This window comes from Roseibium alexandrii DFL-11, from assembly GCF_000158095.2.
GTDB classification, from domain to species: domain Bacteria; phylum Pseudomonadota; class Alphaproteobacteria; order Rhizobiales; family Stappiaceae; genus Roseibium; species Roseibium alexandrii.
Genome location: NZ_CM011002.1, coordinates 1,268,671 through 1,292,430, shown reverse-complemented (window position 1 = coordinate 1,292,430; position 23,760 = coordinate 1,268,671). Strand labels below are relative to the sequence as shown.

At 55.5% G+C, this 23,760-nt stretch carries 22 protein-coding genes; 12 read left to right on the top strand and 10 right to left on the bottom strand.

All coding sequences use genetic code 11. The features are described from left to right. Nucleotides 1–133: 133 nt before the first annotated feature. Together queA and tgt are read left to right on the top strand one after the other, a co-directional pair. On the top strand, nt 134–1,216 hold the full coding sequence (gene queA / locus SADFL11_RS06000) for a tRNA preQ1(34) S-adenosylmethionine ribosyltransferase-isomerase QueA (protein WP_008195171.1): 1,083 nt from the start codon (nt 134–136) through the stop codon (nt 1,214–1,216). Beyond that, entirely contained in the window at nt 1,213–2,361 is a 1,149-nt protein-coding gene (gene tgt / locus SADFL11_RS05995; RefSeq protein ID WP_008189697.1) for a tRNA guanosine(34) transglycosylase Tgt, read from the top strand. The genes queA and tgt overlap by 4 nt, the downstream gene beginning before the upstream one ends. A gap of 25 nt (nt 2,362–2,386) precedes the next feature. Here the strand turns inward: tgt and SADFL11_RS05990 are convergent, their stop codons facing one another. Next, nucleotides 2,387–2,821 carry a DUF4864 domain-containing protein gene (locus tag SADFL11_RS05990; protein ID WP_008197258.1) on the bottom strand — a complete coding sequence of 145 codons (435 nt, stop codon included), beginning with the start codon at nt 2,819–2,821 and terminating at the stop codon, nt 2,387–2,389. A gap of 204 nt (nt 2,822–3,025) precedes the next feature. Then, nucleotides 3,026–3,919, bottom strand: a complete 894-nt coding sequence (gene galU / locus SADFL11_RS05985; RefSeq protein ID WP_008196671.1) for a UTP--glucose-1-phosphate uridylyltransferase GalU — start codon at nt 3,917–3,919, stop codon at nt 3,026–3,028. Nucleotides 3,920–4,276: 357 nt separating this feature from the next. Here galU and kdsA point away from each other — a divergent pair, with 357 nt between their 5' ends. From kdsA to SADFL11_RS05970, 3 genes are all read left to right on the top strand, one after another. Continuing rightward, entirely contained in the window at nt 4,277–5,128 is an 852-nt protein-coding gene (gene kdsA, locus SADFL11_RS05980; RefSeq protein WP_008195096.1) for a 3-deoxy-8-phosphooctulonate synthase, read from the top strand. 127 nt (nt 5,129–5,255) lie between these two features. Continuing rightward, nucleotides 5,256–6,530: a phosphopyruvate hydratase gene (gene eno / locus SADFL11_RS05975; protein ID WP_040452025.1), complete on the top strand. Its 1,275-nt coding sequence runs from the start codon at nt 5,256–5,258 to the stop codon at nt 6,528–6,530. Nucleotides 6,531–6,735: 205 nt separating this feature from the next. After that, entirely contained in the window at nt 6,736–7,683 is a 948-nt protein-coding gene (locus SADFL11_RS05970) for a hypothetical protein (RefSeq protein ID WP_134852921.1), read from the top strand. Between the two features lie 10 nt (nt 7,684–7,693). Here the strand turns inward: SADFL11_RS05970 and SADFL11_RS05965 are convergent, their stop codons facing one another. The 4 genes from SADFL11_RS05965 to SADFL11_RS05950 all read right to left on the bottom strand — a co-directional run bounded on the left by SADFL11_RS05965 (nt 7,694) and on the right by SADFL11_RS05950 (nt 13,173). Continuing rightward, nucleotides 7,694–8,368 (bottom strand): DsbA family oxidoreductase, encoded by a 675-nt coding sequence (locus SADFL11_RS05965; protein WP_008195497.1) that lies wholly within the window; start codon nt 8,366–8,368, stop codon nt 7,694–7,696. 108 nt (nt 8,369–8,476) lie between these two features. Beyond that, complete coding sequence (locus SADFL11_RS05960; protein WP_209002747.1) at nt 8,477–9,664, bottom strand: PleD family two-component system response regulator; 1,188 nt, start codon at nt 9,662–9,664, stop codon at nt 8,477–8,479. Between the two features lie 44 nt (nt 9,665–9,708). Beyond that, nucleotides 9,709–11,343, bottom strand: coding sequence for a class I adenylate-forming enzyme family protein (locus SADFL11_RS05955; protein WP_008196675.1), 1,635 nt, complete (start codon nt 11,341–11,343; stop codon nt 9,709–9,711). Between the two features lie 24 nt (nt 11,344–11,367). Then, nucleotides 11,368–13,173 carry an extracellular solute-binding protein gene (locus SADFL11_RS05950; protein ID WP_134853170.1) on the bottom strand — a complete coding sequence of 602 codons (1,806 nt, stop codon included), beginning with the start codon at nt 13,171–13,173 and terminating at the stop codon, nt 11,368–11,370. Between the two features lie 259 nt (nt 13,174–13,432). On the opposite strand from SADFL11_RS05950, the gene SADFL11_RS05945 reads away from it, so the two are divergent. Further along, the gene (locus SADFL11_RS05945) at nt 13,433–14,137 is read left to right on the top strand and encodes an invasion associated locus B family protein (RefSeq protein WP_008189536.1); all 705 of its coding nucleotides are present in this window, start codon (nt 13,433–13,435) and stop codon (nt 14,135–14,137) included. Nucleotides 14,138–14,287: 150 nt separating this feature from the next. On the opposite strand, the gene hspQ is transcribed toward SADFL11_RS05945, so the two are convergent. The 3 genes from hspQ to SADFL11_RS05930 all read right to left on the bottom strand — a co-directional run bounded on the left by hspQ (nt 14,288) and on the right by SADFL11_RS05930 (nt 16,622). Beyond that, a complete protein-coding gene (gene hspQ / locus SADFL11_RS05940; RefSeq protein WP_040450434.1) occupies nt 14,288–14,611 on the bottom strand; it encodes a heat shock protein HspQ in 324 nt (107 codons plus the stop codon). 104 nt (nt 14,612–14,715) lie between these two features. After that, a complete protein-coding gene (locus SADFL11_RS05935; RefSeq protein WP_040452031.1) occupies nt 14,716–15,759 on the bottom strand; it encodes an HpcH/HpaI aldolase/citrate lyase family protein in 1,044 nt (347 codons plus the stop codon). Between the two features lie 86 nt (nt 15,760–15,845). Beyond that, on the bottom strand, nt 15,846–16,622 hold the full coding sequence (locus SADFL11_RS05930) for a lysophospholipid acyltransferase family protein (protein WP_209002743.1): 777 nt from the start codon (nt 16,620–16,622) through the stop codon (nt 15,846–15,848). A gap of 380 nt (nt 16,623–17,002) precedes the next feature. Between SADFL11_RS05930 and SADFL11_RS05925 the strand changes: the two genes are divergently transcribed. Next, complete coding sequence (locus SADFL11_RS05925) at nt 17,003–17,980, top strand: AEC family transporter (RefSeq protein WP_008192206.1); 978 nt, start codon at nt 17,003–17,005, stop codon at nt 17,978–17,980. Nucleotide 17,981: 1 nt separating this feature from the next. After that, entirely contained in the window at nt 17,982–18,386 is a 405-nt protein-coding gene (locus SADFL11_RS05920) for a DUF1801 domain-containing protein (protein WP_040450438.1), read from the top strand. A gap of 22 nt (nt 18,387–18,408) precedes the next feature. On the opposite strand, the gene SADFL11_RS05915 is transcribed toward SADFL11_RS05920, so the two are convergent. After that, on the bottom strand, nt 18,409–19,611 hold the full coding sequence (locus tag SADFL11_RS05915) for a UbiH/UbiF family hydroxylase (RefSeq protein WP_008191402.1): 1,203 nt from the start codon (nt 19,609–19,611) through the stop codon (nt 18,409–18,411). 215 nt (nt 19,612–19,826) lie between these two features. Here SADFL11_RS05915 and SADFL11_RS05910 point away from each other — a divergent pair, with 215 nt between their 5' ends. From SADFL11_RS05910 to SADFL11_RS05895, 4 genes are all read left to right on the top strand, one after another. Continuing rightward, the gene (locus SADFL11_RS05910; protein WP_008191110.1) at nt 19,827–20,753 is read left to right on the top strand and encodes a DUF2182 domain-containing protein; all 927 of its coding nucleotides are present in this window, start codon (nt 19,827–19,829) and stop codon (nt 20,751–20,753) included. Between the two features lie 183 nt (nt 20,754–20,936). Further along, nucleotides 20,937–21,653: a CDP-alcohol phosphatidyltransferase family protein gene (locus tag SADFL11_RS05905; protein WP_008194526.1), complete on the top strand. Its 717-nt coding sequence runs from the start codon at nt 20,937–20,939 to the stop codon at nt 21,651–21,653. Between the two features lie 165 nt (nt 21,654–21,818). Then, the gene (locus SADFL11_RS05900; RefSeq protein ID WP_008190588.1) at nt 21,819–22,796 is read left to right on the top strand and encodes a quinone oxidoreductase family protein; all 978 of its coding nucleotides are present in this window, start codon (nt 21,819–21,821) and stop codon (nt 22,794–22,796) included. A 12-nt stretch (nt 22,797–22,808) separates the two neighbouring features. Continuing rightward, nucleotides 22,809–23,759: a LysR family transcriptional regulator gene (locus SADFL11_RS05895; RefSeq protein WP_008193348.1), complete on the top strand. Its 951-nt coding sequence runs from the start codon at nt 22,809–22,811 to the stop codon at nt 23,757–23,759. The last annotated feature ends 1 nt before the right edge of the window (nt 23,760 follow it).

Below are 23,760 nucleotides of genomic sequence, written 5' to 3'. Positions count from 1 at the left end.
TCAGCTCTGACATTTACAGCGCGGGTGGCAACATCCGCGCTGTGTTTGTTTTCACCTCCGGTTGACCTGATGCCAAACCGGCATTATCAGCCCCAACCGAACACCCCGAAAACCGGATCAGTTAGCCTTCGCCATGCGTGTCGACCAGTTTGACTTTGAGCTTTCCAATGAACGAATTGCATTGCGGCCTGCGCGGCCACGCGATGCCGCGCGCATGCTTGTCGTGCGCCCTGGTGAAATACCTGAGTTGAGCGACATGGGCGTGCGCGATCTTCCTGCTCTTTTGGAGCCGGGCGATGCGCTAGTGTTCAACGATACAAAAGTCATTCCGGCGCAGCTGGAAGGCAAACGGGTGCGTGGCGACATCGAAGCGGGGATCAGCGTTACCCTGCACTTAAGGTCAGCGGCAGACGGGTGGAAGGCGTTTGTCCGCCCGGCCAAAAAGCTCCAGGTCGAAGATCTTGTCGTTTTTGAAGGGAACGGCGCCCGGTTGACGGCGACAGTGAAGGAAAAATCAGACGGCGGCGAAGTTCTGCTGGCGTTCGACTGTTCCGGCCCCGATCTGGATGTTGCCATTGCACAGGTGGGGCACATCCCGCTGCCACCTTACATCGCGCAAAAGCGCGGCGAAGACGAGCAGGATCGGCAAGACTATCAGACTATATTTGCGGAAAAGGATGGTGCGGTCGCAGCACCGACGGCGGGTCTCCATTTTACTCCTGAGCTGCTCGCGGCCATCAAGGACCGCGGCATCGAGATGCACCGGGTGACGCTACATGTCGGGGCAGGGACCTTCCTCCCGGTTAAGGCCGACGATACAGACGATCACAAGATGCATGCCGAATGGGGAGAAGTGTCGGAGGAAACCGCCGCAGCTCTTCAAGCCGTCAAGGCACGGGGCAACAAGGTGGTCAGCATTGGAACCACTTCCTTGCGTATTCTTGAAAGCGCTGCACAGGAAACCGGGACAATCGTTCCGTTTGCAGATGAGACCTCGATCTTCATCACGCCTGGATACAAGTTCAAGGCCATCGATGCGCTGATGACGAATTTTCATCTGCCGCGGTCGACACTTTTCATGCTGGTTTCGGCACTTTCAGGCCTTGAGACTATGCGAGCCGCTTATCAGCATGCCATCGATACCGAATACAGATTTTACAGCTATGGCGACGCATCGCTGCTGTTTCCAGACGCAAGCCAGGACGCATCGTTATGACCGAAACCAAAAAATTCGGCTTTAAACTGATCACCACGGATGGCATGGCCCGCCGCGGTGAAATCAACACACCGCACGGTGTTGTCCATACACCGGCCTTCATGCCGGTCGGGACACAGGCAACCGTGAAAGCCATGTTCACCGATCATGTGCGTGAAACCGGCGCGGACGTGGTTCTGGGAAACACCTATCACTTGATGCTGCGCCCGACGGCCGAACGGGTCGATCGTCTTGGTGGTCTGCACAAATTCATGAACTGGCCGCATACGATCCTGACTGACAGTGGCGGATTTCAGGTGATGTCTCTGGCTCAACTGCGCAAGCTGGATGAAGATGGGGTCCGGTTCCAAAGCCATATCGACGGCAGCAAGCATCATCTGACACCTGAGCGGTCAGTTGAAATTCAGGGTTTGCTGGGCTCCGACATTCAAATGCAGCTTGATGAATGCATCAAGTTGCCAAGCCCGCGCGAAGAAGTTCAGCGGGCCATGGAATTGTCGCTGAGGTGGGCAGAACGCTCGCGCACTCAATTTGATAAAATGCGTGGTCCGGGCAAGGGGCAGGGGCTCTACGGCATCGTTCAGGGTGGCGATGTTCCAGAACTTCGCATCCGCTCAGCCGAGGAACTCGCCAAATTGCCGATGGAAGGCTACTCCGTTGGCGGCCTTGCGGTCGGAGAGCCGCAAGAGGTGATGCTGAAAATGCTCGACATCACCACGCCAGTCATGCCGGTCGACAAGCCGCGCTACTTGATGGGCGTTGGCACCCCTGACGATCTTCTGGAAAGCGTGAAACGCGGGATTGATCAGTTTGATTGCGTGATGCCAACACGTGCCGGCAGGCATGGATTGGCTTACACCCGGTTTGGCAAGGTCAACTTGAAGAACGCCCGGCACCAGGACGATCCACGCCCATTGGACGAAGAAAGCGCCTGTCCGGCGACAAGCACGTACAGCCGGGCTTACCTTCACCACCTGTTTCGCGCAGGAGAAGCTCTCTCCGGAATGCTGCTGACTTGGAACAACATCGCCTACTATCAAACGCTCATGCAGGGCATGCGGGACGCGATTGAAGAGAGCCGGTTCGAGGAATTCTACGCCAAGACCAAGGAAGATTGGGCGCGCGGCGACATCGCCGCGCTTTGACGTCATTGAACCTTGACCCGGTTTTCTAAGCTGCGAACCCGTCCGACTTTGTCAGATAGCACCCTGAAATCCGCCAAGACCCATCCTCTTGCTCTTCAAAACTGTAGAGGGCGAGCCAATTCTGGCCCTTGGGCCCGGTAACGTAGACTTCCTGGGTCGGGCCAAACTTGGTCATTTTGGACTGTCCGAACGTTACGTCTTTCGGCCGGTAAACCGGCTGATACCCGCTTTTGACCATCTGCATGAAGAATTCAGGGGTCTGGAACTGCCGCTGCAGAGACCTTGTTGCAAAGGAGAACGCCGTTTTGGCATCGTCCGCAGCGAAGGCACTCATCTGGTTCTTGATGATAGACTGAAATACGCTGGTATCAGAGGCAAGACCTGGTGAAACTGAGCCAAATGCCAAGGCTGCGCCAAAAACGGCACCGGCCGCGTACTTCCGGAAATAAGAGGCTGCCATAGTCGGTGTCTCCTTTCTCGAACACACCAACTATACGCCGGTATTTCCTTTTCAGTTCTTAAATAGCTAAGAATCCCCTGCGGAAAGCACCCGGTGGGGATAACTCAGCATTTTGCCCAACACTTCGGAAGGGGCGTTATGCCGTGAAACAATAAACCCGCCACGGTTTGTGACGGGTCTTGATGAGACTGCAGTCTGGAACAGTTACTCAGCTGCCTCCGGTTGGTCGAGCATCTCACGCATGAACGGCAGGATTTCACTGGCGAGTTTCGGATCATCAAGACCAAACGCAATGTTTGCGCTCAAGAACCCGGCCTTGGAGCCACAGTCGAAACTCCGGCCTTCGAACTTGATCGACGAGAACGGCTGCGTCTCCATCAGCTTCAGCATGCTGTCCGTCAGCTGGATCTCGCCGCCCGCACCGGTATCTTGTTTTGACAACAAATCGAAGATCTGGGGCTGCAGAATATAGCGCCCCGTGATCATCAAATTGGACGGGGCAGTTCCAGGGGCTGGCTTCTCGACCATGTTGGAAATGTGCGCTGCGTTTTCGTTGATCTTCTCCGCAAGCTCCACAATGCCGTAGTTCTGGGTCTGATCGTCCGGCACTTCCTCGACCGCAAGGACGTTGCCACCGGTTCCATTATAAAGGTCGACCATCTGTTTCAGGCAGCTGACTTGCGACTTGATGATCACGTCCGGCAAAAGAATCGCGAATGGTTCATCGCCGATGATGTCGCGTGCGCACCAGATGGCATGACCAAGACCCAACGGGGCTTGTTGGCGGGTGAAGCTGGTTGAGCCAGGAATAGGGCGATGTTTTTCAAGGAGGTCCAAAGCCGCTGTCTTGTTCCGGGCTTTCAGGGTGTCTTCAAGTTCATAGGCCACGTCGAAGTGGTCTTCGATCACCTGTTTGTTGCGACCGGTGACGAATACGATGTGCTCAATGCCAGCAGCCCGTGCTTCGTCCACCACATACTGAATAATCGGCCGGTCGACGATCGTCAGCATTTCCTTCGGTACAGCCTTGGTCGCCGGCAAAAACCGTGTGCCAAGACCGGCAACAGGAAGGATGGCTTTGCGGATCGGTTTGGTCATGCCTGAAATTCCAACTCTTGCAAATACTGCCACGCAAGTGGCTCTTTTTAACGTTCGCTCACATCCGACCGCGCGTTACCGCAACACACTCTTGGACGTAACGTTCCCTTGGTATTGGCAATACCCCGGAGAGTATTAACACTGAATGTATCTATTATCTGCGTGAAACGGTTGTGGCGTAAATCACACGTCCGAGGCGGACCGCAATTTAAATCGATTAAAATCAAATCAGTGTTCCGGGCCAGCTGATATTGCAGGTTCCGGAAAAGAAGGTTATTGAACACGCGAATTCACGTCACCCCCATTTACCCGCTCGATTGGGCGGGAAGCTGTTACCCAGCAGACAAAGGATCCTTGATGACTGAAGCCAACCGCACTGTGAACGTGGGGAGCGTTTCCTTCAACAATTCCGCGCCCTTCAGCTTGATTGCCGGGCCATGCCAATTGGAAAGCCGCGATCATGCGCTGGAATGCGCGGCTGCGGTGAAGGAAATTGCGGGCGGTCTAGGAATTCCGGTTGTCTATAAAAGTTCGTTCGACAAGGCGAACCGGACGTCCCTTTCAGCCACCCGCGGTATCGGTTTGAACGAAGCCTTGCCGATTTTCGCTGAAATCAAAGAGACATTTGGTCTTCCGGTCCTGACTGACATTCATAACGCGGAGCAATGTGCTCCAGTCGCTGAAGTGGTCGACGTCCTCCAGATCCCGGCCTTTTTGTGCCGCCAAACAGACCTTCTGGTTGCAGCTGCTGAAACCGGTGCCGTGATCAACGTCAAGAAGGGGCAGTTCCTGGCTCCTTGGGACATGAAAAATGTCCTCCGGAAAATAACGGATTCCGGCAACCCGAATGTGCTCCTGACCGAACGCGGGGCAAGCTTTGGCTATAACACGCTGGTGACCGACATGCGCGCGTTGCCGATCATGGCCCAAACCGGTGCGCCGGTGGTCTTTGATGCAACCCATTCTGTCCAGCAGCCGGGTGGTCTTGGCGGATCTTCCGGCGGTGATCGGGAAATGGTTGCTGTGCTGGCACGTGCAGCCGCTGCTGTCGGTGTTGGTGGGGTCTTTATCGAAACCCATCCTGATCCCGAGAACACGACATCATCAGATGGCCCGAACATGATCGCACTGCGGAACCTTGGGGCTCTTCTGGCTGAACTGAAAGCCATTGATGCTGTTGTAAAGAAATCCGCCGGTACGCCGGCTTGATCGATTGGGCCGCTAGTTTGCGGCCCGTATTGCTTGGGGGAGACGGTGTTAACAATCGCTGCCCCGGACTTATCGCGGTGGTTCTTCCAAATGCTGAGAACCGATGAGCGCAAACGAGGAGTTATTCATGACCGCCATTATCGACATCACCGGCCGTCAGATTTTTGACAGCCGTGGCAACCCGACCGTGGAAGTCGACGTCTTTCTGGAAGACGGATCTTTCGGCCGCGCCGCTGTACCGTCCGGTGCATCCACCGGTGCCCACGAAGCCGTCGAACTGCGGGACGGCGGAGACCGCTACATGGGCAAGGGTGTCCAGAATGCCGTTGATGCTGTGAATGGCGAGATTTTTGAGACGATCGGTGGCCTGGAAGCCGAAGACCAGCTTCAAATCGACCGCGCAATGATCGATCTGGATGGAACCCCGAACAAAGCGCGCCTTGGCGCGAATGCGATCCTCGGTGTTTCACTCGCTGTCTCCCGCGCTGCAGCCCAAGCAACTGGTTTACCGCTCTACCGCTATGTCGGTGGAACCTCTGCCCGCACCCTGCCGGTTCCGATGATGAACATCATCAATGGCGGTGAACATGCCGACAACCCGATTGATTTCCAGGAATTCATGATTATGCCGGTTGGCGCGGAAAGCCTGAGCGAAGCGGTCCGCATGGGTTCAGAAGTCTTTCATACACTGAAAAAAGCTTTGTCTGCTGCCGGCTACAACACCAATGTCGGCGATGAAGGTGGCTTTGCTCCGAATCTGGCATCCACAGATGACGCCATCGGGTTTGTCATGAAAGCGATCGAGACCGCGGGCTACAAGCCGGGGGAAGACATGTTCCTGGCACTCGATGCAGCGTCTACCGAGTTCTTCAAGGACGGAAAATACGTTCTGGAAGGTGAGGGCAAGACCCTGAACCCTGAGGAGATGGCAAAGTATCTGGAAGACCTGGTCAACCGTTACCCGATCATTTCCATCGAAGATGGTCTTGCTGAAGATGACTGGGATGGCTGGAAGGCTGCGACTGATCTTTTCGGCGACAAATGTCAGCTGGTTGGCGATGATCTCTTCGTGACCAATTCCGCGCGTCTGCGTCAGGGTATTGAGATGGGTGTTGCCAACTCCATCCTGGTGAAGGTCAACCAGATCGGCACATTGTCGGAAACACTTGATGCTGTTGAGACGGCGCATAAGGCGTCTTACACGGCCGTGATGTCGCACCGCTCTGGCGAGACCGAAGATGCAACAATTGCAGATCTAGCGGTTGCGACCAATTGCGGTCAGATCAAGACCGGTTCCCTGGCTCGTTCTGACCGGCTTGCCAAGTACAATCAACTGATCCGCATCGAGGAAGAACTCGGTCCGCAAGCTTTCTACGCCGGGCGGTCCATACTCAAAGGCTGATCGTTGTATTCGCGCTGTTCAATACCCCGCAAAATTCTGCGGGGTATTCTTTTACCCTTTGGATTGTATGGTTCTCTTGATTTGATTGGTAAATCGTCGGAGTAATGGTTAATGCATTAACCACGAGTGCAGCGTCAATATTTACAATATATTGAAGTTGTTCTTATACATAGTCAGCGTTCAACACTGGATGATTGGCTGCGTTATGAATGCGATTTCCCAAACCCAAGATGTCATTGCCAATTGGCAAGATCAACACAGCGCGCTGTTTGACCGCCAGAACATCAAGCTGAAGCACCGGCTCGCGGAAACAGGATTGTTTTCCGAGGAAGCTCTTGGAAAGCTGATCGACAAGCTTGAGCCGCATCAATACACCTTGAACACGATGGGCCACGACAAGAATGTCAAGGAGTGGCGCCACGGGGAAATCGGCAGCACCAGCGGGACCGAAGTGATCAATAGTATCCGCAACGGCCGTTTGTGGATGAATGTGTTCCGGATCATGGACATCGATCCGCAATATGATCGCGTTCTCAACCAAATTTTCTCAGAATTCGAGGCCCGTGTTCCGCACTTGAAGACTACAATTCGGAACATGTCTCTTTTGGTGTCCTCGCCGAAGATCCAAGTTTATTACCATGCTGATGTGCAAGGCCAGAGCCTCTGGCAATTGCAAGGGGAAAAACGGGTTTACGTGTACCCGGTAAATCAAGCCTTCCTGACCGACGAGTCGCTTGAAAAAATCTTGATGCAGGAGACGGAAGAGGAAGTTCCTTATCAGCCGTGGTTTGACGAGTACGCCGAGGTGCACGATCTGGAGCCCGGCGAGATGATGCACTGGCCACTTTATGGCCCGCACCGGGTCGAAAACCACGATTGTTTGAACATCTCCGTCACCACGGAACATTGGACGCGCGACATCCGCCACGAGTTCGCTGTTCGGTATGGCAATGGCGTCTTGCGCCGGACACTCGGCCTCAAGAATTTGTCGACGGCACCACGAGGCTTCCACGTTTATCCGAAGGCCGCTGCCGCGCTGGCTTGGAAGCGCTTGAAAATGGAAAAGAAACGGCAGGTCCGGCGGGTTGTCGACTTCCGTCTTGACCCAACGACTGAACTCGGGTTCGTTGATATCGTGCCTTACGTGAAATAGGCCGTCCTGATCACGATGCTGTTTCTGCTTCCACGTCGGTGCGGGTGGCATCGGCGTGCATGATCCCGGCTGCTATGGTTTCGGCCTTTTCAGCACCAGCCAGCACAAACCTCCCGTCGATGATGAAGCAGGGAACGCCCGTCACGCCCGATTCCTGGGCTTTGCCAATCTGTGCAATGATTTTGTCGAGATCGGTCTCGGTCTCGAGCAGTTGCTCGACGAGATCCGATTGCATCCCCGCTTCTTCCGAAATGCGGACCAGAAGTTCGGACTTTGTCAGGTCCTCGCCATCGACAAAATAAGCCTTGAACAGGCGCTCCACCACATCATCCTGAACATCGTCTGCACGGGACCAAAGAATGAGCCGATGACAATCCAGAGTGTTCGGCGACAGCTTGATGGCGTCAAAGTCGAACGGAATTCCTTCTTCCGTGCCAGCCGCTTTGATTTGGGAATAGAAGGCATTCGCCCGCTCCATTCCGCCAAATTTGTCGCTTAGGTATTGCTGCCGGTCCTTACCGGTTTTGGGAAGCGTTGCATCGAGCTGAAACGGATGCCAACGGACTTCAACCGGAATGTCAGGCACTTGTTTGAGCGCAGCTTCGAGCCGGCGTTTGCCGATATAGCACCAGGGGCACATCACATCTGAGACGATATCGATGGTGATTGCTGGCGTGCTGTTCATCCGGGCGACCTTGTGTTTATTACGGTGTAATGCTTTCACCGCCAGACTAGCAGGATGAGCGTCCGGGGGAAATGCCCCAGTGTTCAATCCGAATTCCAGGTGTGAGCCTCAGGGAGCCATCACCGTGTGGGCGAGAATGGAGTTGATCCGTTTTTGTAGTCGCAACGTTCCGGCTTCATTTTTCAAGACAGCCACCGGACCGAGACCGCGGACCAGGCAAACCAAATCTTCATCCCGGCTAGTGGCATCCGCAACGGACAGCAAAGTGCCATTCAGTTCCGCACGATCCTCTGCGGTTGAAGCCGGAATATTGAAGTTTTCCGGAGACAGGCGCATCTCCCAAAGGTCGAGCCCGCGGGCGGCCATCGCGTTGGCTGTCGTTTCCAGATAATGGTCATAGAGATCACAATCGAGACCGCCGACTGTAATCTGTTGCTGAAGCCACATATGACTTTCTGAGAGTACCCGGTCTGCGAGGCGGCGCCTTTTACCGAGTCGAATTGCTGAAGCCAGCCTGCGGTTGAGTGTATCGGGCCGGTTTCGCCCCAAAAGGACATCGGAGGCTCCATTCCGGAACAAGGCAACGACATCTTCTGGATCTTCACACACAGCCAGGACCGGCAAGCTGGCAAATCGGGCATCCCGCCGGATTTGCTGCATGTAGTCGATGGTGTCTTCGGATGTGCTGTCGATGACAACCGCGTCAAACGCCCGCTGCGCCATGAATTCGGTGGCCATGCCCCCGTCAAATGCACCGACAACTTCCACATTGTGGCTGCTTGCTGCCTGCCACTCCAGAAAACGCCCGCTAACCCCAACAACCATTAGGCCGCTTCCGCCGGTATAGTGTGGTGCTGCACCAAACCCGGGGACCCTGCCGAAGATGCGCCGGCGGATTCTGGCTTCTTCCGAACGAAGTAGGGCCCGCTGATGGATGCAAATCAGCATCACCAGGATGTCATCTGGAACTGACCGTTCCAAGATCGCCATCGGTCGCAGCCCGTCGACCGGCTCATCTTCGCTTCCAGTCAGAACATAAAGCGGAACATCGCAGGGCAGAGTTCGGATCTCTTCTGCCAGCCAAAGAAAGAATGGGTGCCTTTTTTCGGTCGGGATGTCTTGGATGTCGACAATAACCGCCGCCGGTAGCTGTTGCGGTGGAGAGAGTGAGCGGTCAAACAGGCCCATCAGAGAGATGTCCTGATCATTCTCCGCGTGGGCAGACGCTGGACGGAGAGGACACCGTCCGACATACCAATAAGGTCCGCGCCAAGAGAGCGAGGTTTCTACGTCCATCCCGTTTCCCACCATCGACCTGCCTTCATCAGGTCCCTTTTGTATTACGCGACAGCCGCAGGCAGTCTTTGTGTGCGAAGTGTCAATCGGTCCCGGCACACGGTACCGTCTTCATTTCGCGGCAGCGATTGCAATATCAACACTCTGTGAGGGATTTTTGCAAGGTCAACTCCCTCAGCGTCAAGATAGGCGAAAAAAGCACCGGCATCCGGCACGTGGCCCGGTTCTGGAACAAGGGCCGCGTACATGCGCGCGCCGAGAACCGGGTCTTCGACAACGAATGCAGCCGCTTCCCGTATTCCGGGATAAGACGAATAGATGACGTCGATCGTTTCCAAGTTTCCGGTGCCCAAGGCATAAAGACCAGGCACGCCAAAACCATTCAGCCCTTCGTCGGTTACAGAGACCTTGATATTCGTGTTCAGATATCCGTTGCCCTCCCAGCGCAGGCGGCGCTGATTGCCGTTCAAGGTCCGCCACCCGATATCGGGCACCAATGGACCGCGGACCAGCAAGGTCGGCATTTGGTCTTCAAATGTCTCAGAGACGGCGATTTCAACTAGGGCTGGCCCGCTTTCACACCCCTCTGGCCCCTGATGCTTTCCCAGGGGTATGGGCCTTGATTTCGCACTCGGCCCTCTTGCCTGGGCAGTCAGGGCAAATTCGTCGGCGATATTGAGATCAACCATTCTCCTGCGCGGCACGAACGTTGTTGGCTGCGGCGAGGAGATATTCCAGGCAGCCAGGAGGGTTGTGTTCATATCGCCAAGCTTACGGTCCAGTGTCTGCGCAAGTGGCCCCGGAGCAAGAACGACATCCGCTTTAACAGCTTTGGCGTGGTCGGCAAGATTAGCAAGGGATGTCGGGTGATGAAGATGAAGTGTTCCTGCCGTCATCAGCCAGGGCACAAGCCCGCCGCCAAGACCCGTCAGCCCGCTTAGGGAATAGGGAAGGACAATGTTGCCCGCTTCCTTGATATGGGCTTCATTGATCACCAAAGTGCCACAGGACGTCCAGTGATTGTGGCATCGGCTGACCGGCATGTTTTCTTCGCCGCTTCGGCTCCAGCAGATGGTCGCCGCATGATCCGCTGGATCCGGACGCAGTTCGCTCCGCTCAAACTGGAACTCATCTCCCATTTCCGCAAGCATTGGCCCAAGCTCGATCAAACCGTCGGGAATGTCTTTGCCAAGGCCAAACACAAACCGGAGCGAGAACAATTCTGCGGCCACGTCCCGAGCAGCTGTTCCAACGTCTCGGGTTTCAATACGGTCTGCCGCAATCAGGCCCTTGGCCCCAATGGAATTCAGCGCATCAAGCACGTTCTTCTGACGCCAGTGGAGCGGGAGCGGCGAGACAATCAAGTCTGCGCGAAGCGCGGCCAAGATCGCGACAACCGTATCCACTGTATTGGGCGATTGAACGCCGACCACGTGATCTTGGGTCAGACCAACTGCGCCATAAAATGCGGCAAGCTTGTCGATCTCACGATCCGCTTCAGCGTATGTCAGACGGCGTGGCGCGCCACCGGTCCAGGTTGCGCGATCCGGCGCATCGACAATGGCGATACGGTCGGGATGGTTTTCGGCGGTTTGGCGGAAAATTTCATCAAGCGGCAAATCGGACCAGGCTCCGCTTTCATGATGTTCATGCACCAGGCTTTCAGGCGTTACTTTCATTTTTCAAGTCGTCCGTAGGTCCGATCAGTTGAGTGAGGTTGACCACCACGTGTCCAGTTCATCCCCATAAAGAGAATGATGGTTCGGTGGCGAAACACGTTTCCAGTGTGCGGCCCAATAGTCGGGCAAGTGATAAAGCGGTACCGAGTAGGCCCCTGAGATCAAAACCCGGTCAAAGGCGCGCACCGCATCGACAAAGTCTTCCCTGGACCGGGCACCGACAATTTCGTCGATCAGGGCGTCAATCGCCGGTTCGCTGGCCCCGACGAAGTTGAAGGATCCTTCAGTTTCAGCAGCTTGTGATGACCAGCGCCCGTATTGTTCTGCGCCCGGAGACAGCGAAGACGTCCAGGTGTTGAACACCATGTCGAAATCGCGCCGCGTGCGCCGATCTTCGAACTGGGACGGATCAACACTGCGAACCGTAGCCTCTATTCCAAGCAATTCCAGGGTCCGGATGTAGGCAAGAGCCAATTTTTCCTCGTCCTCGTTCTTGGACAGGATTTCGAAGCTGAGCGGTTCGCCTGTTTCCTGATGGATCAGTTTGCGGTCTTGAAGCGTGTATCCGGCTTTCTTGAATTCATTCAGGGCCGCACGGAGAACTTTCCGGTCCCGGCCGGAGCCATCCGCGTCCGCCGGCCGCCACGTGCCGTCTAAAACGTCCGGGTCAACAGCATCGGGGAACGGGGCAAGCAACGCGCGTTCTCGTGCGCTTGCAGGCCGGCCGATCGACGACAGTTCGGAATTGTCCCAATAACCGGAAGTCCGTCTGTAGAGCCCATAGTAGAGATTGTCGTTTACCCACTTGAAGTCGAACAGCATCCTGAGCGCTTTGCGGGTGGTTCTGTCGGAGAATTGGTCTCGCCGGGTGTTGAACGCCATGCCTTGCGTTGGCGCCGGAACACCACGAGGTATCTCCAGCTTGATGACATCGCCATCCTTGGCGGCAGGAAAGTCAAAGCCAGTGGCCCAGCGAACGGGGTCACCGAATTTCAGAAAGTCGATGAGGCCTTTCTTGAATGATTCCTGGAGCGTGGTCTCATCGCGGTAGTATTCGACCCGGATCTCATCGAAATTGTCGAAACCCCTTTTTACCGGTAGGTCTTTCGCCCAGTAGTCCGGATATTTCTCATAAACCACCAGCCGGCCAGGCTCGATGGTTTTGAATGTGTAGGGGCCGGAGGCAACAAGCGGTGTGAGGGTCGAGCGGTCGAACTTCTCGGCATCTGTGTGTTTCTTGGAGAAGACCGGGGCAAGGGAAACCAGCAGGGGCAGTTCCCGGTTGTCGCCGTTTTCGAAAACCAGTTTCAGCCGGTTGGGCGCTGTGACAATCTTCTCCTTGATCTGCGCATACCAGTTGCGGAACGGCGGACGTCCCTTTTTCTCTATGATTTCAAGGGAAAAGATCACGTCTTCAACTGTAACCGGCGAACCATCTGAAAATTTGGCATCCGGATTGAGCTCAAACTCGATCCATTCGCGGCTGTCCGGCATTCGAACGCGCTGCGCGAGCAGCCCATAAAGGGAAAACGGTTCTGCGTAAGACCGGACAAGAAGGCTTTCAAAAATATTGTTGCCGAACTGACGTTCCCGCATGCCGCGGGCCGACGTCCAGCCGCCTTGAACAATGAAGGAATTCAGGCTGTTGAAAGTCCCTTGAACACCCAAGGTGATAGAACCGCCCTTCGGTGCATCAGGATTTGCGTATGGAAAAGGCGTATCTGGTGGCAGGGCCGGTTCGCCATGCATGGCGATGCCATGAGACCATTCGACCGAGTCGTCGCCCGAATATGCAAGGGGAGCAAGAAGTGTCGAAAACACATTGGCCATGCCGAGAGAAATGGCAAACAGCAACGTCCGTGCGGTTTTCGCACAGCTGCTTTTTTTTGAATGCCGCGGCCAATTGAACATCTCAAATACGGAAAACCGGTTGATTCTCATTTCAAAAGCGTACCACAAGGAAATAAAGGCAGCGCGCCGAACAAGCAGGAAACTGTTGGATATTCAGAATTGTTTCGCAGATCGGAAAGTGCGTTGCATATCGGTCACCCTCTTGCCCAAATTGGATGTCTTACCATGGAAAACCGACATGAAAGCGCGGCCGGGTCTTGCGGTTGTATGCGGAATGTCACAGAACAGCGCAAAGATTTGCACATCCACGATTGAGGACGTTTCGATGAAGAGTGTTTTGAAAAGAGGATTGATCGCTGGCGCCGCCGCCGCGCTCGTGACCCTGTCTTCTTTCGCAAGTGCTCCCGCAATTGCCCAGGAAGATGAGAGCCCTTGGACAAAAGCGTGTAACGCGAACGAGCAGACCAACAACAAGGAAGTCTGCTTCATATCTATAGAGCTGCGGACGAATACAGGTCAGTTCCTGAGCAATGTCGCCATTCAAGAAGTTGAAGGCGAAGCTCGGAAAAAACTTCTGGTGGCTGTTCCGACCGGCGTTCTGATTCAGCCGGGCGTTCGCATCCAGATCGATGACAGCAAGCCGGTTCAGGGCAAGTACAGCATCTGTGCGCCGAATGCGTGTTATGCCGAGTTGGCAATTGACAGCAATTTCGTCAACGCGATGAAGCAGGGTGGTGGCATGCGGGTCATCCCGTTCAACCAGCAAGGCAAGGAAATCGCTTTCGACGTCACGCTGATTGGCTTCACCAAGGTTTATGACGGCGAGCCGATGGACATTGCTGAGCTGCAAAAGCGTCAGGAAGAATTGCAGAACGAGTTGCAGAAACGGGCTGATGAAGCACGTCAGAAGCTGATTGACGCACAGAACGCGGCCAATCAGTAAGTTCCTTCTTTCAGATGAGATCTGATGAGGCCGGAGCGTACACGCTCCGGCCCTTTTTGTTTGTGTCGTCAAAACAGGGACGAGGCCAACAAAAAAGCCGGACCAAACGATCCGGCATTCAATCTTTGCAGCTAATAATCATAAAGATCTTCAGTGCATCTCCACAACCCGCGGCAGATAAGACCCGTCTGACTGTTCTTCGAAGATCTCTGCAACCTGAGGATGGCGCACCGGCTCTCCGGTCATGTCGGGCACGAGATTCTGTTCGCTGACATAAGCGACATACTCGGTTTCATCGTTCTCGGCGAGCAGATGATAAAACGGCTGATCACGTTTCGGACGAACGTCCTCTGGAATGGCATCCCACCATTCTTCGGTGTTGCTGAAGGTCGGGTCGACATCGAAGATTACCCCTCGAAAGGGATACACCCGGTGCCGAACGACCTGACCAATTTTGAATTTTGCCGTACGCATGAATACTCAATCGCCAACTGCTTGCATGTGCAGGAAGTAGCTTTCCTATTGTGCACATGCAAGGGGTCTAAGTGTCAATATTAGCTCGGTAAACTTGCCGAATTCTAAAGACCGTACACTTCTGCAAGATCGGCATCCTTGGACGCGACAACTTTAGCCAGGTCAACAATCACCTTGGCCTGCTTCCAGGTCGCGTCATCTTGCATCTTTCCATCGATCATGACCGCGCCCGTTCCGTCAGGCATGGCCTCAAGGATCTTTTTAGCAAAGGCAACTTCGCCGGGATCTGGCGAAAAGACGCGTTTGGCAATGTCGATTTGTGTCGGGTGCAGTGACCAGGCACCGAGGCAGCCCATGAGGAACGCATTGCGGAATTGGCTCTCGCATGCATCTGTATCGGAAAAATCGCCGAACGGCCCATAAAACGGCTTCAATCCATACGATAGGCAGGCATCCACCATCTTTGCGACCGTGTAATGCCAAAGATCCTGCTGGTAAGCCGTTCTTGCCGCCCCTTCGGTTGGATCTGCAAGAACTGCATAATCTGGATGTCCGCCGCCAACCCGTGTGGTTTTCATGCCGCGTGAGGCTGCAAGATCAGCTGGCCCGAGGCTCATGCCGTGCATCCGCGGACTTGCAGCGGCAATCGCTTCGACATTCTTCACACCTTCTGCGGTCTCAAGGATCGCGTGGATGAGGATCGGTTTCTTGATGCCCGCCTTGGCTTCAAGCTGCGCCAGAAGCTGGTCGAGATAGTGAATGTCCCAAGGGCCCTCGACTTTCGGCAGCATGATGACATCGAGTTTTTCGCCGACCGCCGGAACAATTTCCATCAGATCGTCCAAAAACCAGGGGCTGTTCAAGCAGTTGACCCGTGTCCATAGCCCTGTTTGGCCGAAATCGTTGTCTTGTGCCATCTGGATGAAACCACGGCGCGCGTCCGTTTTGGCATCGGCGGGAATTGCGTCCTCGAGATTGCCGAGAACCACGTCTACCTTTGCAATAAGATCCGGCACTTTTGCGCGCATTTTCTCAATATGCGGCGGGACGAAATGGATCATCCGCTCCAGGGTTACGGGCAGTTCACGGAAGGGATCCGGCGCGCCAATCGCAAGGGGTTTGTAAAATGCGCTCGGGGTTTTGGTCAAAATGCTGTCCTCCACAATTGTGGCCCTAGCATATCTTCCAATTGTTGCACTGCAACTGCTCCGAAAGGCGGACAGGCGCAGCCCGCTTACGCAGCGTCCTTCGCCGGAGCGGCGCTTCCAGCCGCAGCCCATTTCTTATGGATCCACATCCATTGCTCAGGATGCTCACGAATCCATTCTTCAAAAATCTCATGGATCTGGACTGTGGCCGATTCAATGTCCGCCTGCCGGTCATCTGTGACGGGGACGGAGATTGCGCGCCCTTCTATGCGGAAGTTTACGCCGTTCTTTCGGATCACTCGTCCAAGGACAATCGGCACACCGCAGGAGCGGGCCAGAGAGGCGGGAATCGGGTTCGCATAAGCCATTTGACCGAAAAACGGGACCTGAATTCCCCGGGTCTCGCGAAGGTCACCCATAATGGCGACGATCCCGCCAGCTTTCAGGGTCGACAGGATCTTCCGCGCTGTCTGGTGGCCTTTCGACAACAAACCGCCCTTATAAAGATCCTTACGCAACGAGCGAAGCGCCTTGTCTGCCTCCGGGTTCTTCAGAGCCTGATAGACCCCGGTAATCTCAAGACCACCCATCACCGCGGGTTGAACGCACATTTCCCAATTGCCACTGTGAAACGACACGAACAGCGCGGCCTGTTCGCCGCGAAGAACCGCCTGCGTTATCTCGTCGGCATCGGCCTCGAACCGATGATCCTGATGCAAGAGCCGGTCGATATGGAAGGTCTCGGCAGCGACCCTTCCAAGGTTGTCCCACATCCCCAGAACGATATTTTCCCGCTCCTTGAGCGGCATGTCCGGGTACGCGTTTTTCAGATGCGTCAGCGCCCGTTTGTGGCGAGCATTCATCGGTGCAATCCAGCGCCAGCAACGGCCCATCAACCAGGGAGGCAAAATCCACCGGGAACAGTCGAAAAAGGCCAATCGCCGCTGACAGCAGAAGGCTCTCAAGGTGGTTTCGAAACGTCATTGAAGCAGAGCTGGTCACTGATGGTGGACAGTCCCGGTCCACATGGCCTGAGTTTTTTTCACCGTCCCGTCAAAAGCACACGGGACAAGCGGCTTGCGGAACGTTATGGCCTTGCGGTTCGCCGCAAGACCTGTTTGGAATGCGATCCGGCGCGCCGTCTTGCATGCAGGGGTCAATATCGAAGGCCGCAGCATTATGCAAGCATCGAGCCGAGGTGGACCTCAACCGACCTGCCAATCACAAGTATTTTGAATCCAGTATGCAGAACGTCATCTCGCTTTCCCTACCGTTTTTCGGGTTGATTTTCCTGGGCTATGCGGCCGGAAAAATCAAACAGATCCCGGAAGCCGGTCTCGGCTGGATGAACTTTTTCGTCGTCTATCTGGCGCTGCCCGCATTGTTTTTCCGGCTGTTGTCCGGCACTCCGTTCGAGGAGCTGGCAAACTTCGCGTTCATCGCCGCAACAACATTCACAACGTATATCGTGTTCGCCGTTGCCTTTTGTATCGGTGTTGTCGCCACACGGGGCAGCATTGCCGAATCAACCATTCTCGGGATCGCAGGTGCTTATTCCAATGTCGGCTATATGGGCCCCGGTCTAACGCTCGCGGTTCTCGGAGAAGATGCAACAGTGCCGACGGCGCTTATCCTGTCGTTCGACAACGCCCTGATGTTCATTCTGGCGCCGATGATGATGGCGGTCGCGGGCGCTGAAGATCAAAGCATCGCAGATACGATCAAAAGCATTCTTTGGCGGATCTTCAGCCACCCGTTCATTCTGGCGACCATCGCAGGGGTATTGGCTGCTGCTTTTGAGCTGCAGCAGCCCCAGGCGTTTTCGACACTTCTGGTTTATTTGAGCAACGCCGCAGCCCCTTGTGCACTCTTTGCCATGGGGGTCAGCATTGCAATCCGGCCAATTGGCCGGATCCCGATTGAACTGCCGATTGTTCTAGCGGTGAAACTGATCGTGCATCCGTTGCTGATCTTTATGCTTTTGATGTGGCTCGGCAATATCGATCCGGTCTGGATCGCGACGGCAGTCCTGATGGCGTGTTTGCCGCCGGCGACAAACGTGTTCGTGATCGCCCAGCACTATGGGACTTATGTGCAGCGCGCCTCGAGCTTCGTCCTGATCGGTACGCTTGTTTCGATTGTCACGGTCACCACCTTCATTTGGGCCATCACTACAGGCGCACTGCCGACCGGGTTTGCAGAAGTCATGCGGGGAGGGTGATGTGCCAGAAGCCGACGCATTGTCACTAATCGAGCGGGAACCAACCCAAATTCGTGACGGATTGCTAGAGCTTCGCCGCCTGATCCTCGAGACGGCTGTCGAAACAGATGGCGCAGGCAAAATTGTCGAAACGCTCAAATGGGGGCAGCCGAGCTATCTGACCGAGAAACCCAAATCAGGAACGACGATCCGGATCGCAAAAGATGATACTGAGTTGGGCGATATTGCCCTTTATGTTTCTTGCAGCACCAGTCTTGTGTCGGAATGGCGGGGTCTTTTTCCAGATCTCGCATTCGGCGGAGACCGCAGCCTGCACCTTTCCCTCGCCAAACCCCTGCCTCTGCCGGAGTTGAGGCAGATGATCGGGATGGCCTTGACCTACCACAGCAGAAAGAAATCGCGCTAAAGCACCTACACTGTGACTAGAGTTATGGGCGCAGCTGAAATCCGGTTCCCGGCGCCATCCCTTCGCGCATGAGCAAACGGCGGAAGGGGCCAATCTTGCCGGCCAGATACATGCCCGCGCTTCGGGCGGCCTGAACCGGCAGGAAGTCTGTCAAAAGAGACCGGTTCAAAATATCAACTGCATTGGTCCGAGACCGGATATCGGCCATCCGCTTGTGCTCAAAAGTTCTCAGGGCTTCCGGGCTGCCGATGTCCAGTCCTTTTGCCTGAGCCGCAGCCACAGCCGATATTAAATCCGCAATATCGCGCATGGACAAGTTCAGGCCCTGCGCGCCAACTGGTGGGAAAACGTGCGCCGTTTCCCCGATCAGAGCCAAACGATCTGAAATCACCGACTGGGCGGTCATGCCAGACAGCGGGAAGGTTTGCGGTTCGGAAATCACAGTGAACTTGCCGAGAATTGAGCGTGCCCGGTCTTCCAACTCCCGTGCGAGCAGCGTCTTGTCCATGGTTTTCAACCGCCCAGCGGTTTCTGCCGTCTCGACACAGACCAAAGAGGACTGCCGGCCAGGCAGCGGAACAAGCGTGAACGGTCCGGTTGGTGTGTGGAATTCGGTCGAGATACCGCGGTGTGGCAGCGTGTGCTCGAGATTGAGCACAAGGGCAGTCTGTGGATAGGACCAGCGCTTGACCTCTATCCCGGCCGAAGTCCGCAGAAGCGAGTTACGGCCATCGGCTGCAACAGCGAGATCTGCAGAAACGGTTGTCCCGGGCTTTGTGGTGATAACGGCTTTTTCTTCGGAAAATGCAGCATTTTCAGCGAAGTCATCGACGCAAGTGAGATTTTCCTCAGCGGAACAAGCAGCGGCCAGCACATTGTTCAGTTCGGCGTTGATGATGTTGTAGCCAAACTCTTCAACGCCAAGTTCAGCGCTTTCAAAAAGGGTCTCGGGCGAGCGGATCAGGCGTTTGGATCCATCAATCATGCGCATCGTTTTCAAGGGTTCTGCCGTTGGCAGAATGTCGTCCCAGATACCGAGGTCTTTGAGGAGATCGATCGATTTTTTCCAGAGGGCCGTTGTCCGCGCGTCTTGAGGCGCGTCAAGAGGGGCTACCAAAGCTGTTTTGACACCGGTCTTCGCTAGCGCCAGCGCAGTGATCCGCCCAGACGGGCCACCACCGACAACAACTGCATCACACGTGATTTCTTTCTTCGCCCGGGCCATGCTCGTTTCCGCACTTAAAGACTTGTTGCAACTTGCCTTAGGATGTTGGGCTTTACTGCAGAAAGGTCAACGGGACCAAATCACGCAGGACGGCAAGTCTATCCTCAATGCGTCTACTGAGTGGTCTGCTCCATGAGAAATATCAATTCGTTGGGCTGATTTCCGCGGTAGGTTCTGCACGAAATTGGCAATAAAACCGGCTCAAGACAACACCTATGACTGTTTTGCATTCTCCTGATGGCTTGAAACCGCAGATCGGCGAAACGCAGCGGGGATGGCCGCTTGTTCTTTTGGTCGTCGCGGCGCTGACAGTGAGCGGCTGGTCCTATTTGATTGTTATGGTCGCGGCCATGGTTCCAAGCATGGACATGGCTGAAGCCGGGCCGGGAATGATTCTGTTCAATCAGTTCAATTTCATGCGCGGTTTGCCGGAAGAGGCCAGGGCAGCGCTTGCAGCCCTTTGTTTGCCGGCCGGCGCAACATTCGGCATGCCCGGCGTGGCGTTGACGGGCATCGACATTGCCAAGATTTTCATGATGTGGGCCATGATGGCACTGGCGATGATGCTGCCGTCCGCGACGCCCATGGTGAGGGCGTTTCACCGGTATGTGTCTATTGAGGGCACTCAGACCAAATCAGCCTTTTCGGCAACCGTGGCAGTTGTGTTCGGATATCTCGCTGTCTGGATCGGCTATGCGTTAGTTGCGACCGCCGCGCAGGTTGGTTTGTCCAAAATTGGCGCGTTGTCCGACATGATGGCGCCGGTCAGCATGGCGCTTACCACGTCTGTTTTGCTTGCCGCGGGCCTGTATCAATTCACTCCGGCGAAGCGCGCCTGTCTAGAACGGTGCTGGTATCCCAGATGGTCCTTTGCCCGGAACAGCGGCGAATATGGTGCCCAGTCTGCCTTTCGTGAGGGGCTGGCACAGGGTTGGATTTGCCTTGGTTGCTGCTGGGCCGTCATGACAGTGATGTTCGCGGTCGGGTTGATGAACATCCTCTGGATTGCATTGCTTGGCGCGGTGATGGCTTTGGAAAAAACATTTCCCAGCCGGGCTTTCCCAATTGGGATCGGGATATTTTTGCTTGTGTGGGGCGGTGCACTTGCTCTTGGAATGGTTCTCGGCCAAGGCGCTACTTAGAAACATGGCAGTTTGAAGTGTTTCTCTCCTTTTGCGGTTCACACTGTCATCGATTTGCAATACAAATAGAAGCTGTTGACTCCTTAGCACTCTTATCAGGGCGAAGAATTGGGAGCCGCCGCGCCACGGAAAAAGAAATGCAACTCCGCGCGGATCTTATTGTTTAAACGAGGACCTAGGCCCGTGACGGACGTAACGCCTGGCAAAGTCGCGCCGGAACCCGCGCTGTTTTTAATCCACATTCTGACAGCCTCCGGAGCCCCGATTGCGTTGATTGCGCTGCTTGCCGGTGCGCAGGGCAAATGGGACGAGATGTTTGCCTGGCTTGGACTGGCGCTTTTTGTCGACGGAATTGATGGCCCGCTTGCGCGCAAGTACAACATCGCTGAGCGCCTGCCGCGCTGGTCGGGGGCATCCCTCGATTTTGTCATCGACTATGCCACCTATGTGTTCCTTCCGGCCTTTGCACTGTCCTGGAGCCTGATGCTCTCCAGTCCGTGGAACTGGATCTGCGGCGGCCTCGTTGTGTTCACCGGTGCGCTCTATTTTGCAGACAACGGCATGAAAACGCCGGACGGATCCTTCAAGGGCTTCCCGGCAGGCTGGAATATGGTGGTGTTCGGTCTCATGGTGCTGTCGCCGTCCGAAGCTTTCACCATTGCCGCTGTCATTGTGTGCTGTGTCCTCACCTTTGCGCCGATCCGCTTCGTCCATCCTGTCCGCGTCAAACGCTGGCGCTGGCTGACCCTTCCGGTCACGCTTGTCTGGATGGCGCTCGCAGCGCTTGCGATCTGGGATGGCATGGTGTTGAGCACTTGGGCAGCAATCCTCTTTACAGCTGCCAGCCTTTATCTCTTCTCGGTGTCCGCGGTTCAGCAGCTGATCGATCGCGTGGATTGATCAGCCACTCAACCGGAACCTGTCCCAGCTTTAGCTCCTAATCGACTGTAAACAGTGTGTTCTTCGTTTCGCACTGGCATCGTTGTGGCGGGCTGGATATGGTCTTTGCAACGATCTGCACCAAGTGTCCGCGTGCAATCATGATGAATATTTGTGGGAGTTGATATGGTACAGGCAATCCGTGTGCATGAGACAGGCAGCGCCGAAGTTTTAACCTGGGAGCATGTTGAGTTGGGGGAGCCGGGGCCTGGTGAGGCGCGCATCCGGCATACGGCGATCGGTCTTAATTTCATCGACACCTATTTCCGGTCCGGCCTTTATCCGGCACCCGATGGGGTGCCATTCATTCCAGGAAATGAAGGCGCGGGTATTGTTCAGACAGTCGGTGAGGGCGTTTCCCACATAAAGCCGGGTGATCGTGTGGCCTATGTCGGTCCGCTTGGCGCCTATGCTCAAGAGCGGATCATTCCGGCGGATCGCCTTGTGGTCATTCCTGACGGAATTGATGACAAAGCCGCGGCCGGCATGATGCTGAAGGGCATGACTGCGCAGTATCTGCTCCGCCAAACCTTCAATGTCGGTCCGGAGACAACTCTGCTGTTTCATGCCGCAGCCGGGGGCGTTGGCCTGATCGCCGGGCAATGGGCAGCCCATCTTGGGGCAACGGTGATTGGCACAGCAGGGTCGCAGGAAAAAGTCGATCTAGCGAAGGCCAACGGCTACCAGGATGTCATCAATTACAGAACCGAAAACTTCGTTGAGCGGGTCAAGGAAATCACCGGCGGCAAGGGCTGTGACGTTGTCTATGATTCTGTGGGCAAGGACACCTATCCAGGGTCGCTGGATTGCCTGAAGCCACGTGGGCTGTGGGTCAGCTTCGGTCAATCCTCCGGCCCGATCCAGGATTTCAATCTCGCGTTGCTCGCACAAAAGGGATCCCTGTTTGCAACCCGGCCAACACTCTTCAGCTATATCGCGACCCGCGAACAGCTGGAGACGACGTCCGGCGATCTGTTTGATGTTGTCGCGAAAGGCATTGTGAAGATCGCGGTCAACCAGGAGTACCGTTTGGCCGACGCGGTCCAGGCGCACACCGATCTGGAAGGCCGGAAAACCACCGGCACGACCGTTCTGATCCCGTAAGGACGGTAGAAAATGCGTTCAGCGCGCGCGCAGGAGCTGGCCCGAAACCTCTACAGCCCGGCAATGCGGTACTTTCTTGCCGCTGCCGAGGCTGGGTCTATCCGGGCCGCATCGCGCGAGCTGAATGTTGCCTCGTCCGCAGTCAACCGGCAAATACTGTGGCTTGAAGAAGCCCTTGGCTTGCAGCTCTTTGAGCGCGTAGGCCGGAGGATGCGGTTGTCTCAGGCCGGCGAGGTGCTGCTGGCGCACATCCGGCGGACCTATTCCGACTTTGAAGGCACGGTTGCTGAACTGGATGCGTTGAAGGGATTGCGCCGGGGAACCGTCTCCATCGCATCCGTGGAGAGCGTTGCAGAGCGGTTGTTGCCTGCGGTCATCAGTTCGTTCCGCCGTACCTATCCCGGCATCCATGTCAACGTTTCGGTTTCCTCTTCGCAGGAAGCGGCCAGGAAGGTAGAAGCGGCCGAAGCGGATGTCGGGTTCACCTTCGACCCTCCCGACATGTCGACCCTGACCGCAGCCTTCCATCATGATCTGGTGATTGGCGCGGTGATGGCCCCCAACCATCCTCTGGCGGACGAAAACGGACTGGGTCTTGCCGATTGTCTTCGCTATCCGGTTGCCTTGCCGGCAGAAGGTTTGTCGATCCGAGCCCGGATTGATGTCATTCGGAGCCGAATTCCTGGTGCATCCATGACCTATGTTGAGGCGAACTCCTTGCGGTTGATGCGAGCACTGGCGCGGGATGAGAATGTCATTGGCTTTCAAACGCAGATTGGCTGCGAAGAAGATATTGAAGCCGGACATTTGATCTTTAAGCCATTGAAGGATCAACCTCTTCAGGCTGATCGTCTTTGTGTGGTAACATCGTCTTTGCGCGCCTTGGCATTGGCCCCGGCGATGTTTTTTGATCACGCGGTGTTCGCCTTGAAAGAGCGGCTAGCATCCATTGATGCCAATTAGG